We start from the raw sequence: 13,005 nt of genomic DNA, 5'->3' as shown, positions 1-13,005 counted from the left end.
GTGATGACGCAGTGACGCCCGAAGCCGGGGCGATCGTTTCTGCGCGGCTCTGAGCATGCCGAGGCCCCTGCTGATCTCGCGTGATCGGTCGTGACGTTCTGTAGGCAGGCGAGTGAAGGCCAAGGGTCACCGGCTTGCCCGATTGCTCACTCGTGTGGGGCAGAGCAACAGGGCATTGGCCAGCCAAGCACCTCAAGGTGGATGAACAGGTACGAATCCACCACCGGAGGTCGATGTGGCGCGTCAGCTGACACCCGGGGGAGTGGACCGTTCCCGCGTCCGAAGTACGGCGGCGGGGCTCACCTCCCTCACGGCGCTCGCCGCCATGTCGCTCGTCGCGGGGCCCGCCGTGGCCGATTCGGGAGCCGGGCCCTGTGCGCTGACCCGTACGGCCGCACACCATTCGCTGGGCCTCGACACCTGGAACGGCGCCTACCCGCGGCCGGTGCGCACGCTCGACGCGGTCATGGTCTTCCTCTCCTTCCCCGACCACCGCACCGCCCTCACCCCGGAGGAGATCGCCGGCGACTACTTCCCCGCCACCAGCGACTTCTTCGAGCGGGCCTCGTACGGCCGGTTCCGGCTGGCCCCGCATCCGCAGAAGCAGTGGATCCGGATGCCCAAGCCGTCCACCGCGTACGGGATACAGCGTGACTGGGCCCCGGAGGACCGGGCGGCCTACCTGCGGGACGCGGTCGCGACGGCCGACGCCCAGGTGGACTTCGCCCAGTACGACGTCGTCTACTTCGTCGCCGATCCGGACGCGCCGGGGGTGGACTCCGACGCCACGAAGGTCGTCAACTTCGACCGCCCGATCCGGGCCGACGGCACCGACCTGCGGCGGATCGTCACCGTCTTCGAACGCCACCCTCCGGACCGCAACGTCCTCGCCCACGAGACCGGGCACGTCTTCGACCTGCCCGACCTCTACCACCGGCCGTCGGACGGCAAGGGCGACTGGGACACCTACGTCGGCGACTGGGACGTGATGGGCAGCCAGTTCGGGATGGCCCCGGACCTCTTCGCCTGGCACAAGTGGAAGCTGGGCTGGCTGGACCCCGCCCAGGTGGACTGCGTCCAGTCGGGCTCCTCGCTGCACACCCTCCAGCCGCTGGCCGAGGCGCCGGTGCGGGGCGGCACGGGAGGGACCCGGCTCGCCGTGGTCCGTACGGGCCCCGGCAGTGCGATCGCCGTGGAGGCGCGCGGCTCCGCGGGCAACGACGGGGACACCTGCACGGAAGGGGTACTGGTCTACCGGGTGCGCAACGAGGCGGCGTCGGGCGGCGGCCCGATCGAGGTCCTGGACGCGCATCCGGCGACGGAGGCGTGCTGGGACCGCTCGGTGTACCCGCCGCTCGCGGACGCGCCGCTGGACGTGGGCGAGACGTACACCGTGCCGGGGGAGCGGATCACCATCGAGGTGGCCGACCGGACCCAGTCGGGGGCGTACACGGTGAAGATCACCACCTAGCAGGTGGCCGCCCCGGGAACGAAGAAGGCCCCACTCCGAGGAGTGAGGCCTTCTTCCGTCTGTGCGCCGCCAGGGACTCGAACCCCGGACCCGCTGATTAAGAGTCAGCTGCTCTAACCAACTGAGCTAGCGGCGCTTGCTGACGTCGTAGACATTACCAGGAGGTTCCGCGGAACTAAAAATCGATATCCGCAGCTCGGGCGGCGCGGATGAACGCCCACAGCAGGGCCTCGGGTCCGGGGAGCCAGGGCAGGCGCGTGTCGGGGGCCACCAGCCAGCGGGACGGGCCCGGGGTGGCGGCCAGCGGCGGCACGGTGACGGCGTCGCCGAGCCCGTGGCACAGCGGGGCGGGCGCGGTGCGCGACGCTCCCCACTCCTCCCACGCCAGCAGGGCGGGGAGCCGGTGGGCGGTGCCGGTGGCGGCGAAGAGCAGCATGCGGCCCCGGTGCACGGCGACGGGGCCGCAGCCGGGGCCTTCGGTCCACAGCAGGTCCAGGATCCGCCGCCCGAACACGACCGGGACGTTGACGACGTCGAAGGCGTTGCCGCAGGGCAGCGCGGCGGGCGCGGCGGGCCGGGCCTCCCAGGCGGCGAGGGCGCTGCGGGGGTGCGCGCACGCGGAGACGAGCCAGGCGGCGCCCTGCGGGGTGACGTGGGTGGCGGGTGCGGGGGTGCGTGCGTCGAGGTCAGGGCATCCGGGGGCCGTCGTCAGCGTCGTCATGCCTCCAGGTCTACCCGCCGTAACGTTCCGGTTTCCGCGAGTTACCGGAAACCGGGACGCGACGGGCCTGCCTGGGGTATGTTGCGCCCCGCATATGCCAAGCGCTGCGGGTCAGGCCGGTTCCGGGCCCGCATCGCGCTGGAGGGACTCGCCGAACTCGATCATCTTGCGGGCGTAGTCCTCGGTCCACTCCGCCTGCTCGGCGATCAGCGCCGGCGACAGCCGGTCGAACCGCCGCGGGTCCGCCAGCTGCGCCGCCGCCAGGGCCTGGAACTCCACCGCCCGCTCCTGTGCGGCCCGGAAGGCCAGCGTCAGCTCGGTCGCACGGGCCAGCAGCTCGAGCGGGTCCTCGATCGACTCCAGGTCGAAGAAGTGCTCCGGGTCCGTGGCGGCCTCGGAGGGCTCGAAGAGCAGTGGTGCGGGCCGAAGCCTCCGCTCGGTCCGCTCGGGCTCTGCCATGCCTGTCCTCCTGCTGCGCGTGCGAAATGCTTCCGGGCCACCGTCCATTGTCCAACGCCCCGCAAGACCGCACCGATGCCGGGCTCACACGGTGACGGCCTCCGCGGCGCCCTGCTCCGCCAGCTCCGCCACGTCGTCGAGCACCCCGGCCAGCTCGTCCGCGAGGCCCTCCGGAGCCGCGAACCCCTCGGGCCCGACGAGCCCCGGGATGCCGGGGACCGCGAGGGACCGCCCGGCGGGGCGCATGCCGACCCGGGTGAGCACCGGCAGCAGCATCTCGGCGGCCGGGGCGCCGCCCGTGGGGCCCGCGCTGTAGCTGACGATGCCGACCGGCTTGCCCTGCCACTCGCGGTACAGGAAGTCGATCGCGTTCTTGAAGGGGGCGGTGAAGCTGCCGTTGTACATGGGCAGCACGAACAGGAAGGCGTCCGCCGAGTCGACCAGCGCGCTCCAGTCCCTGGTGTGCTGGTGGGCGTAGATGCCGCTGGAGGCGTACTCGGGCTCGTCCAGGAAGGGCAGTGCGATCTCGGCGAGGTCGACGGGGGTGACCTCGAAGCCGCCGCGGGTGCGGGCCTGCTCGACGACCCACCGGGCGAGCGGGCGGCCCGAGGAGGTGGGGCGGGTGGCGGCGGAGATGACGTGGAGACGGGTCACGGCGAGGACTCCCGAAAGGTAAGGTTTGTTGACGTGTCACCTATACAACCCGGCGTATGGGTGACATGTCAACCATCTAGGTGATGTGTCACCGACCTGGCTACAGTGCTGACATGACCCCCACATCCGAGCCCCGCTGGCTCTCGGAGCCCGAACAGGACGCCTGGTACGCCTGGCGGCGGATGTTCCCGCTGGTCAACGCCGAGATCGCGCGGGACCTCGGCCAGGACAGCGGCCTCTCCGAAGCGGACTACGACGTCCTGTCGGTGCTCGGTTCCACGAACGGCCACCGCATGCGGATCAGCGCGCTGGCCGTCCTCATGCACTGGTCGCGCAGCCGGCTGTCCCACCAGCTCACCCGCATGGAACAGCGCGGCATCGTCCGCCGCGAGGAGGTCGCCGGGGACGGCCGGGGCGCGGAAGTGGTCCTCACCCCGTCCGGAGTGGACATGATCACGGCCGCGGCCCCCCTCCACGTGGAGTCCGTGCGCCGCCACCTGATCGACGTCCTGACACCGGAGCAGCTGCGCACCCTGGCCGAGGTCGGCGAGGTGCTCCGGGCTCGGATGGGCGCCGAGCGCAAGGGCAGCAGGCCGAGGTAGGCACACCGGGCGGCGGTGGTCGGACACGATCCGAAACAGCCGGGCTACGGCTTCCAGGCCACCCGGTGCTCCGCCAGATGGGCCAGGACCGAGTGGTTCGCCTCCCAGCCGTCCGGGAACTTCACCGTGACGCCCAGCTGCACCGGCTCCGTCGAGGGGTGGTCGTCCAGGAGCTCCGCTATGCCCGCCCGGGCCACCACCACACAGGCGTGCCGGTGCCGGGAGGCCAGCACGCACAGCCGGCCCGTCTCCAGGTGGAAGGCCGTCGCGTCGGGGCGGCCCGACAGCGGGTGCAGGATCACCGTGAGGTCGTACTCCCGCCCCTGGAGGCGGTTCGCGGTGTCGACCGTGACCCCGCTGACCCCGTGCGCGGCCAGCGCCGCCCGGATCGCCGACGCCTGGTCGCGGTGCGCGGTGCCCACCGCGACCCGGTCCGCGGTCAGCGGCGTCGGCCCCGCCGACTGCTCGTCGCTGGTCACCGCCCCGCGGTCCAGGGCCCGGCGGACCACCAGGGCCACCGCCGCCACCGCCTGCGGATCGGTGCGCGGGGTGTGCCGAGCGGGCAGTTCCAGCAGGCCCCAGCCCGACTCGGTCGCCTCGTCCAGCACCCGGTCCGGCCCCGACCCGTCCGAGGGGACCCCGAACGACAGCCGGCGCTCGCCCGGGCCGGTACCGCTGCGGAACTGCGTGTACGGGTAGAACGCCCGGGAGACCAGCGGCGCGGCCGTGGCCGGGAGCCGCCACGACACCGGCAGCCGGTGCTGCGGCAGCTGCGGGTTGTGGGCGAGCAGGGTGCTGACCGCCGAGGCGGAAGGATCGTAGGACAGGCCCGCCCACTGCTCCGCCCCCACCACGCTGAAGGGGTCCAGCTGCCCCGGATCGCCCACGAACAGCGCCCGCTCGAACAGCCCGGCCACGGCCAGCAGCGCGTCGGACCGCATCTGGTACGCCTCGTCGACGATGGCGTGCTCCCAGGGCTCCGCGTCCTTGACGTACGCCCACTTCGCCGCCGTGGAGATGGTGATCGGCAGCTCCGCGAGGTCCCCCGGCTTGGCGGAGAGCGTGACCGAGGGCAGCTCGCGCAGCGCCGGGTCGTACGCGTCGCCCTCGCTGCTGTGCAGCCGGCCGACCTTCAGCCCCGGATCCTTGGCGGCCAGCCGCAGCACCAGGTCGTCGACCTGCGCGTTGGTCTGCGCCACCACCATCAGCCGGCGCCCGGCCGCGGCCAGTTCCCGGGCGGCCCGGACCACGAGCGTGGACTTGCCGGCCCCGGGCGGGGAGTCGACGACCACCCCCCGCTCCGTACCGTGCAGGGTGTCGTGCAGGATCGCGGCGGTCGCCTCGGCGGCCGCGGCCCCGGGGTCGAAGGAGTTCACAGCACGTCCTCGTCGGTCACGGCATCGGGCAGCGCGGGGGCGGTCAAGTGGTCCGGCGGGCCCCCGTGGGTCCACGGGGTCCGCTCCGGATCCGGCAGCTTCGGGCCGCCGCGGGCGTCGTGCTCGAAGAGCGTCCAGCACACCCGGTCGCCCTTCTCCGGCACCGAGCCGGGCTCCGGATCCCTGCCGCGGCCCATCTTGTCCAGCAGCCGCAGCACGATCCGGCCGTCCTCCTCGAAGCGTACGAACTGCGCGCTCTGCGGACGCCCGTCCAGCGAGCGGTAGACCTTCCCGCCGCCCCCGTCCGCGAGCTGCGGCCGGTCCTCGGTGGCCACCGTCACCAGCGGGCGCGGGCTCGGCCGCTTCGACTCCGTCCACTCCATCACCACCTCGGTGACCTCACCGGCGAAGGCCTCGCCCGCGAGCCGCCGGCCCGCCATCACCAGGGGGTCGTCCAGCGCCTCCTGCGCGTCGAGCCGCACCTGCTCGGTCTCCCGCGTGGCCAGTTTCTGCGCCGCCGTCACCGCGTCGTCGCGGCGCGGCTGCGGCGGCTCGCCCGCCCGCACCCGGTCCCGGTGGCCCGTGTACGACCAGCGGTCGCGCGTCCAGCGCTCCTCGGCCCGCTCCCCGGCCGGCAGCGCGCGCAGCAGGTCCAGGGACCGCCACACCGCCTCCCAGGTGGGCCGCATCTGGGAGGCGACCAGCGCCCGCACCGCCTGCTCGGCCCGCTGCGCGCGCTCGGCGGCGCCCGGGCCGTCCGCGGTGCGCGCCGCGTCGAAGCGGGCCATCGCCGGGGCCAGCAGCTTGTTGTCGAAGGCGGGGTCGGTGGCCGGTCCGGCGGGCGGGACCAGCAACTGACCGTCCCGGTCCCGGGCCAGCTCGGCCCGCAGCGCCGCCTCGGCGCCCGATGCGCCCGCCGGCGGGTCCATCCAGGCCAGCAGCGCGCCCAGGTGCTGGTCCTCCAGATCGCTCTGGCCGCTCGCCCAGTGCCGCCCGAGCAGGTCCGTCGCCGACAGGAGCATCGAGGAGCCGGGAACCCGCGCCCGCTCGCCGAGGTGGGTGAACCAGCGGCCCAGCAGCGGCACCTTCGCCGGCGCCGGATACGGATGGTCCGGATCCTCCTCGGCCGTCCGCCGGAACCGCATGGACCGGCCCAGCAGGCGCACGTACTCGATGCCCGCCCGGCTCGGGACGACCAGCTGCGGCGCGTCCAGGCACAGCTCGGCCTCGACCTTGGACTTCCGGCCGGTCTCCGGGTCGGTCTCGGTGCGCTCCACGAGCTCGACGGCGTCCCCGTAGCCCTCCACGTACGGCAGGACCTCGCCGGCCAGCTCCGCCAGGAAGGCCCACCGCAGCTCCCGGTCGCGCGGCTGCGGTACGACCAGCAGCCGCGGCTCCTCGCGGTCCGTGCCGACCAGCGCGCCGAGCGGAGCCCCGGCCTCACCGGCGGTCGTCAGCGGTACCAGGACCAGCGGGCGCTCGCTCAGGTGCCGGTGCCGTACCGTCGCGAGCGGCTGGGCCCGGCCCGCCCGGCGGGCCTCCAGCCGGGCCAGGGTGGTCAGCAGGCTCATCCGGCCGCCTCCAGCGCCTCGGCGCGCAGCCGGGCCGCCCGGTGCAGCGCGGCCGCCGTCGGATCCTCGGCGCAGCCGGCGCCGGCGGCCGCCGCCAGGGCCTGCTCGACGGTGGTCAGGGCGCCCAGCTCGCCCCGTACGGAACGGCCCAGTGCGCTCACCTCGTCGGCGGCGCGGGCCCCTTCCCGGCAGTGGAAGGCCAGCTCGCAGGCGGCCAGGCACTCGGGGGCGTAGGAGGCGTCCACCGCGGCCACCGCGTCGGCCAGTTCCTCGGCGGTGCGCGCCGGGTCGAAGCTGAGCCCCTCGGGCAGCGCCGCGGCCAGCTCCTCGACCCGGGTCAGCCGCTCCAGCTGGCGCCGGGTCACGGAGCGCTCCCGGCGGACGTCGACCGGCGCGGCCGTGGGCAGGTTGGAGAAGTCCTTGGGGCAGACCAGCAGGACGCTGTGCCCGACCTCGGCGCCGGACAGTTTCGCGGCGGTCGCCTCCAGCGCCAGCACGTAGACGGCGGCCTGCCGTGCGGCGGCGCCCACCTTCGCGGCGTCGGCGGCCCCGTCGACCATCGGGAACGACTTGATCTCCACCACGGTCCAGCGGCCGTCGGGGTGGACGACGACGGCGTCCGGCTCCAGGTAGGCGGGGGTGCCGGCGACCTCCAGGGCCAGCATGGGGTGGTCGAGCAGCGTCCAGGCCCCGGTGTCCCGCCCGGCGGCGGTGGCCTCGCGCAGGGCGAGCGCGGTCCGCGCGGCACGGCCCTCGGGCCCGGCGGCGGTCAGGTCGGGGACGAGGGCGCCCGCGCCGGGGGGCTCGGCCCCGGCGCCGAGGTGCCGGTGGACCAGCCGCAGCAGCTCCGCCCCGCCGTCGCCCTTGACCTTGGCCTCGAAGGAGTGCCCGCGGACGATGGCGAACTGCGACTGCCCGAAGGGCGCGGGGGAGCCGAGGGCCGAGGCGAGGGCGGTCTTGTCCACGCCGGCCCCGTCGAGCAGGGCGCGTCTGCCGCAGCCCGGGTTGGCGGCGAGCGCCGCCAGGGCCCGGGCGTCGAGCGGGCGGGGCGGTACGGCCGGGCCGCGCAGGCCGGCGAGCCGCTGCCGCAAGGTCGTCTGCGCAGCGCTGCGGGGCGGGTAGGAGCTCACCCGCGGAAGTGTCCCATCCGCCACTGACAATCGTGCACTTACGGCGGAAAGGGGCTGGGGGTGGCCATGGGTGAGCCCGCCGTACACGTGTTGGATGATGTACGGACGACAGAATCGCCGTAAAGCCGTAAAAGCGTACTGACTCGCATGTACCGGGAGAACTCACATGGCCCCCCGCATCCTGCTGGCCCGCCACGGCCAGACGGCGTGGTCCCAGCTCGGCAAGCACACCGGACGCACGGACGTGCCCCTGCTGGAGGAGGGCAAGCGGGGCGCCAAGCTGCTCGGCGAGCGGCTGGCCCGGGACCCGTGGAACGGCCTGCCCGGCCTGGAGGTCCGCACCAGCCCGCTGGTCCGCGCGAGCGAGAGCTGCGAGCTCGCGGGCTTCGGCGTGCGGGCGGAGCCGTGGGACGCCCTGATGGAGTGGGACTACGGGGACTACGAGGGCATGACCCCGGCCGAGATCCAGGCGGTCCGCCCCGGCTGGCTGATCTGGCGCGACGGGGTCCCGGGCGGCGAGTCCGTCGCCGACGTCGCGGCGCGCGCGGACGAGGTCGTCGCCTGGGCCCGCTCGGCCGAGCGGGACGTCCTGGTCTTCGCCCACGGGCACATCCTGCGCACCCTGGCAGCCCGCTGGCTCGGCTTCGAGGCCTCCTTCGGCGCCCGCATCCGCCTGGAGCCCACCTCCCTGTCGGTCCTGGGCTGGGCGTACGGAGCCCCCGCGCTGGAGCGCTGGAACGACACCGGCCACCTGGACGCCTGATTCGTCGAAAAGACGGCCGCACCAAGGGAGTTGGGTCCTCCCCGCGGCTGCGAGGATGAGGGCATGACGATTACTTCCGTGGTGCTGCGGCGGCGCGTGGACGATCTGGGTCCGGCCCTGGACTTCTACGTACGGCTGACCGGCCAGCCGGCGACCCGGTTCGAGTTCGCCGGCCTGGACCTGGCGAGCGTGGGGCCGTTCCTGCTCTTCAGCGGGCCCGATGCGATCGCCGAGCGGTTCGCGGGCGTCGCCGCCACGCTGGCCGTGGCCGACCTGGACGCGGCGGTCGCGCACTGCCAGGCCTCCGGCGGCGAGGTGATCGCGGCCCCCGCCCGCACGCCCAACGGGCGCCGCGCGGTCGTCCGCCATCCCGAGGGCGGGGTCTACGAGTACGTCGGCGCCTGACCGGACCGGGTCAGACGGCGGCGTGCCGGGCGAGGAAGGCGCCCACGCGCGGGGAGCGCTGGTGCGGGACCAGGGTGCGGGCGGTCTCGGAGAGCAGGGACCGCACCCGGGTCGACTGGACCTCGGTCAGCAGGTCCAGCACCCGGCCGCCCGCCCAGGCGGCCTCGTCCGGCGCCCCCGCATGGGCCAGGTCCCCGGCCAGCTCCGCGGTGTAGAGGGCCACGTTCCGGGCGAAGTGCGGATCCTGGAGGTCGGCCGCGCGCCGTGCGTGCCGGGCGGCGCGGGCGTGCTCGCCGAGCGTCGCCCAGCACCTCGCCTCCAGGGACTCCAGCTCGGCCTCGCCGAAGAAGGACATCCACTCCGGGTCCGCGCCCGCCCAGCCCCGGGAGAACTCCGTGTGGGCCCGGGTCAGCGCCTCCTCGCAGGCCCTGCGGTCGCCCAGGCCCGCCCAGCCGCCCGCCTCCCGCAGGGCCAGCAGCGACAGCAGCCGCGGGGAACCCAGGGACCGGGCGGCGCGGCGGCCCGCCTGCGCCGCCCGTACCGCCTCGCGGGAGCGGCCGCAGTCCCGGGCCAGGAACGACATGTTGCTGAACGCGTGCGCCTCCAGTCCCGCGTCCCCCGACACCCGGGCCGTCGCCAGGGCCTCCGCGTAGTGCGAGCGGGCGTCGTCGAAGCGGCCGGAGTCGTGCGCGAGCCAGCCGACCGAGACGGCCAGCTCGCCGGCGCCCGCGTGCAGCCGGTCCTCGGTCGACTGCCGGGCGGCCCCCGCGTCGAGCAGCGCGTACGCGGCGCGCAGGGGTCCGGCGGCCTTGCGGTACAGGGCGTCGGCCCCGTGCCGGTCGTCGAGCAGCCGGATCTGGCGTACGGCGTCCTCGACGGCCGCGGCCTCGGCCTCTCCGGCGCGGGAGGGGAGCCGGCGGGTGTCGCCGAGCAGGGTGAGGCTGAGCGTCGCGGCCACGGTCGCGGAGCCGCCCGCCATGAACGCGCGACGCAGCACGTCGCTCTCCTTGGGACGGTAAGAGGTCGGGGTCGGGTGGGAGGCGGGGAACGCGGGGGACGGGACGGACGGGTCGCGCAGCGCCGACCGGCCGCGGACGGCCTCGCGCGGTGAGAAGCCCAGGTCGGCCAGGGTGCGGCCGGGGAACATGTGCAGGAAGACCCGCTCGTACGCGTAGTTGGGGCAGCGGATCTCGCCGGACTCGACGCGGCCGATGTAGCGGGCGTCGCAGGAAACCGTTTCGCCGATCTCCTTGGCGGCCCGGCGCACCAGCGCCGCGAACTCGGCCGGGGAGTGCTGCCCGCGCAGCCGCCGGAACGTGGAGTTGGGTGAGTGGGGGGACGCCGCCATGGACGTGGCCTCTCTGGCAAGGAACGCAGCGCCGGCACGGGAAGGGGTGTGTGCAGGTGTGGCCCGGCGCGCATGAACGTACCGCCAGCGCGGGTCCCTTCACACGATGTTTGTTTACAAAAGGGATATCTCACCCACGATCTGCCATGAAGTGCCATCCTTTGCAGCGTCTTGCCGCCGCACCCGTTGACGTTCCGGGGCGTTGAACCCATGCGGAGTGGGAGGCGACTCCCCGCTCCCGGCTCGTACGCGGATCGAGGAGGGGTTCCCTTGGTGGAGGCCGGCATGGAGAGCACTGGAACGAACACCGCACCCGAGCCCGGTGTGACCGCGACCGCAACGGCGACCGTCACCCCGTCCCTCACCGCGACCCTCACCGTGTCCACCGCGGCCGACGCCCCGGACCTGGTGACCGTGCCCACCCGGCAGGGGCTGGAGGCGGTGGACATCATCCGGCGCGCCGGCCGGGCCAGCGGGGTGGGGCCCGTCCTGCACGACGGATCGGGCGACACCCTCGGCTTCCTCGTCCCGCCCGGCACCGCCGACGCCTGGGACATGCCGGGCAGCGCGTGTACGCAGACCAACGGGCGCGGCATGCGCTTCGGCGACGCGGTCCCGCCCGCCACCGGGGCCACCGGCTGGCTGCTCCCGCCGGAGGCCGTGGAGCCGGTCACCGACCCCGCGGTACTGCGCGAGGCCCTCGGCGAGGCGGCCCGGCTGATCGAGGCCGCCGACAACTGCCGCTGACCCGGTCGCTGACCGGCCACAATGGGGTGGTGGCAGGCAAAGACAGAGGCAAGGGCCGGAACAAGGGCGAGCAGCAGCGCGGACGCGGCGCCGCCGAGCCGGTCGTCGGGCAGGTGGCCGGCGGCCGGGCGGAGCTCGCGCCCGACCGCGAGCGCGCGGACGCCTGGACCCTGCTGATCGACGGAGCCCCGCAGTCGCACGTGGACCTGGCCGACCCCGGCTACCTCGACTTCGCCTACCAGCGGCGGATCGGCCACCTGATCGACCTCGCCGCACCCGCCCGGCAGCCCCTGAACGTGGTGCACCTCGGCGGCGGCGCCTTCACCCTCGCCCGCTACACCGCCGCCTCCCGCCCCCGCTCCACCCAGCAGATCGTGGAGATCGACGCCGCGCTGGTGGCGTTCGTACGGGAACACCTGCCGCTGGACCCGCAGGCCCGGATCCGGGTCCGCGCGGTGGACGCCCGGGCGGGTCTGGCCAAGGTGCCGGACGGCTGGGCGGACCTGGTGATCGCGGACGTGTTCAGCGGTGCGCGCACCCCGGCGCACCTGACGAGCACCGAGTTCCTGGACGACGTACGCCGCGCCCTCGCGCCCACCGGGTGGTACGTGGCCAATCTCGCGGACGGTCCGCCCCTGGCCCATCTGCGCGGGCAGATCGCGACGGCCGCGTCCCGGTTCGCGGAGCTGGCGCTGGCAGCCGATCCCGTGGTGTGGCGGGGGAAACGCTTCGGCAACGCGGTCCTGGTGGCCGCGGACCGCGAACTCCCTGTCGCGGAGTTCACCCGGCGGGTCGCGAGCGATCCGCATCCGGGCCGGGTGGAGCACGGCCGGGCCCTGGCGGACTTCACGGGCGGGGCCGCGCCCGTGGCGGACGCCTCGGCGGTGGCCTCGCCGCAGCCGCCGCCCTCCGTGTTCCGCTAGCCGCGGGCCGACGTACGGGCCGTACGACGCCGACAACGGCCGGGGAACGGCCGAAAACAGCCGAGGTTGGCCGACAACCGCCGACAATGAAAAGAGGTCTCCCGACAATCGGTCCTGATGCGTAGTGTGTTGATCCCTAGGAGGCCCGCCCCTCCTACGATGCGCTCAGGAGACGGCCAACGATGTCTGATTCCCAAGCTGGAACCCCGGGTTCCCCCGCCCCCAGCACCGCGACCCCCGACTACACCCGGCGGCTCGCCCGCCTCGAGCAGTCCGGGATCAAGCGGCTGCTGCCCACCCAGGCGCCGTACCGGTGGAACCTGCGCAGGCTGCAGCTCGGCCGGGTCCTCGACATCGGGTGTGGCCTGGGACGGAACCTGCTCAACTGCGGACCCGAAAGCGTCGGGGTCGACCACAATCCGCACTCCGTGCAGACCTGCCGCGAGCGCGGGCTGACCGCCTACACCCCCGACCAGCTGGCCCAGGCCCCCGACTGCGGGCCGGGCTCCTTCGACAGCCTGCTGGCCGCGCACGTGCTGGAGCACGTCGACGAGGAGACCGGGACCGCGCTGCTGGAGCAGTACCTTCCGCTCGTGAAGCCGGGCGGCTCGCTCGTCCTGATCACCCCGCAGGAGGTCGGCTTCCGCTCCGACGCCACCCACATCCGCTGGGTCGGCTTCGAGGAACTGCGCGCAGCCGCGGCCCGGGCCGGGGTGGCGGTGCGGCGCACCTACTCGTTCCCCTTCCCCCGCCCGATGGGCAAGGTCTTCCCGTACAACGAGTTCGTGCTGGTGGGCACCGTCCCGGGAGCGGCCCGCTAGGAAGAGGACGGCGG

General features: G+C 74.3%; 13 protein-coding genes, 1 tRNA gene and 1 pseudogene. 7 read left to right on the top strand and 8 right to left on the bottom strand.

Annotated elements, in window-relative coordinates:
- The first annotated feature begins 235 nt into the window (after positions 1–235).
- A complete protein-coding gene (locus AB0D44_RS10395; RefSeq protein WP_362587400.1) occupies positions 236–1,471 on the top strand; it encodes a M6 family metalloprotease domain-containing protein in 1,236 nt (411 codons plus the stop codon).
- 62 nt (positions 1,472–1,533) lie between these two features.
- On the opposite strand, the gene AB0D44_RS10390 is transcribed toward AB0D44_RS10395, so the two are convergent.
- The 4 genes and pseudogenes from AB0D44_RS10390 to AB0D44_RS10375 all read right to left on the bottom strand — a co-directional run bounded on the left by AB0D44_RS10390 (position 1,534) and on the right by AB0D44_RS10375 (position 3,305).
- Positions 1,534–1,607: transfer RNA gene (locus AB0D44_RS10390), tRNA-Lys, on the bottom strand.
- Positions 1,598–2,192 (bottom strand): annotated as a pseudogene (locus AB0D44_RS10385) (hypothetical protein). The gene AB0D44_RS10390 and the pseudogene AB0D44_RS10385 overlap by 10 nt, the downstream one beginning before the upstream one ends.
- A 111-nt stretch (positions 2,193–2,303) precedes the next feature.
- A complete protein-coding gene (locus AB0D44_RS10380; RefSeq protein ID WP_362587397.1) occupies positions 2,304–2,651 on the bottom strand; it encodes a hypothetical protein in 348 nt (115 codons plus the stop codon).
- An 84-nt stretch (positions 2,652–2,735) separates the two neighbouring features.
- The gene (locus AB0D44_RS10375; RefSeq protein WP_362587395.1) at positions 2,736–3,305 is read right to left on the bottom strand and encodes an NAD(P)H-dependent oxidoreductase; all 570 of its coding nucleotides are present in this window, start codon (positions 3,303–3,305) and stop codon (positions 2,736–2,738) included.
- A 113-nt stretch (positions 3,306–3,418) separates the two neighbouring features.
- Between AB0D44_RS10375 and AB0D44_RS10370 the strand changes: the two genes are divergently transcribed.
- On the top strand, positions 3,419–3,907 hold the full coding sequence (locus AB0D44_RS10370) for a MarR family transcriptional regulator (RefSeq protein WP_362587392.1): 489 nt from the start codon (positions 3,419–3,421) through the stop codon (positions 3,905–3,907).
- Between the two features lie 44 nt (positions 3,908–3,951).
- Here the strand turns inward: AB0D44_RS10370 and AB0D44_RS10365 are convergent, their stop codons facing one another.
- From AB0D44_RS10365 to AB0D44_RS10355, 3 genes are read right to left on the bottom strand one after another with little or no spacing between them, the layout of a single operon-like run.
- Positions 3,952–5,283 (bottom strand): AAA domain-containing protein, encoded by a 1,332-nt coding sequence (locus AB0D44_RS10365; RefSeq protein WP_362587389.1) that lies wholly within the window; start codon positions 5,281–5,283, stop codon positions 3,952–3,954.
- Positions 5,280–6,854, bottom strand: a complete 1,575-nt coding sequence (locus tag AB0D44_RS10360; RefSeq protein ID WP_362587386.1) for a hypothetical protein — start codon at positions 6,852–6,854, stop codon at positions 5,280–5,282. Before AB0D44_RS10360 ends, AB0D44_RS10365 begins: the two co-directional genes overlap by 4 nt.
- On the bottom strand, positions 6,851–7,984 hold the full coding sequence (locus AB0D44_RS10355; protein WP_362587383.1) for a hypothetical protein: 1,134 nt from the start codon (positions 7,982–7,984) through the stop codon (positions 6,851–6,853). The genes AB0D44_RS10360 and AB0D44_RS10355 overlap by 4 nt, the downstream gene beginning before the upstream one ends.
- 166 nt (positions 7,985–8,150) lie before the next feature.
- Here AB0D44_RS10355 and AB0D44_RS10350 point away from each other — a divergent pair, with 166 nt between their 5' ends.
- Together AB0D44_RS10350 and AB0D44_RS10345 are read left to right on the top strand one after the other, a co-directional pair.
- Positions 8,151–8,747 carry a histidine phosphatase family protein gene (locus AB0D44_RS10350; RefSeq protein WP_362587381.1) on the top strand — a complete coding sequence of 199 codons (597 nt, stop codon included), beginning with the start codon at positions 8,151–8,153 and terminating at the stop codon, positions 8,745–8,747.
- 63 nt (positions 8,748–8,810) lie between these two features.
- Positions 8,811–9,152: a VOC family protein gene (locus tag AB0D44_RS10345; protein ID WP_362587378.1), complete on the top strand. Its 342-nt coding sequence runs from the start codon at positions 8,811–8,813 to the stop codon at positions 9,150–9,152.
- A gap of 10 nt (positions 9,153–9,162) precedes the next feature.
- Here the strand turns inward: AB0D44_RS10345 and AB0D44_RS10340 are convergent, their stop codons facing one another.
- Positions 9,163–10,500 carry a tetratricopeptide repeat protein gene (locus AB0D44_RS10340; RefSeq protein ID WP_362587375.1) on the bottom strand — a complete coding sequence of 446 codons (1,338 nt, stop codon included), beginning with the start codon at positions 10,498–10,500 and terminating at the stop codon, positions 9,163–9,165.
- A 285-nt stretch (positions 10,501–10,785) separates the two neighbouring features.
- On the opposite strand from AB0D44_RS10340, the gene AB0D44_RS10335 reads away from it, so the two are divergent.
- The 3 genes from AB0D44_RS10335 (at position 10,786) to AB0D44_RS10325 (ending at position 12,991) form a co-directional block, all read left to right on the top strand.
- Positions 10,786–11,247, top strand: a complete 462-nt coding sequence (locus tag AB0D44_RS10335) for a hypothetical protein (RefSeq protein WP_362587373.1) — start codon at positions 10,786–10,788, stop codon at positions 11,245–11,247.
- Positions 11,248–11,360: 113 nt separating this feature from the next.
- Positions 11,361–12,170: a fused MFS/spermidine synthase gene (locus AB0D44_RS10330; RefSeq protein WP_362587496.1), complete on the top strand. Its 810-nt coding sequence runs from the start codon at positions 11,361–11,363 to the stop codon at positions 12,168–12,170.
- A 182-nt stretch (positions 12,171–12,352) separates the two neighbouring features.
- The gene (locus tag AB0D44_RS10325; RefSeq protein WP_362587370.1) at positions 12,353–12,991 is read left to right on the top strand and encodes a class I SAM-dependent methyltransferase; all 639 of its coding nucleotides are present in this window, start codon (positions 12,353–12,355) and stop codon (positions 12,989–12,991) included.
- The last annotated feature ends 14 nt before the right edge of the window (positions 12,992–13,005 follow it).

This window comes from Streptomyces sp. NPDC048349 (genome assembly GCF_040651925.1).
Taxonomy (GTDB): Bacteria; Actinomycetota; Actinomycetes; order Streptomycetales; family Streptomycetaceae; genus Streptomyces.
This window is presented reverse-complemented; position numbering and strand designations above follow the sequence as displayed.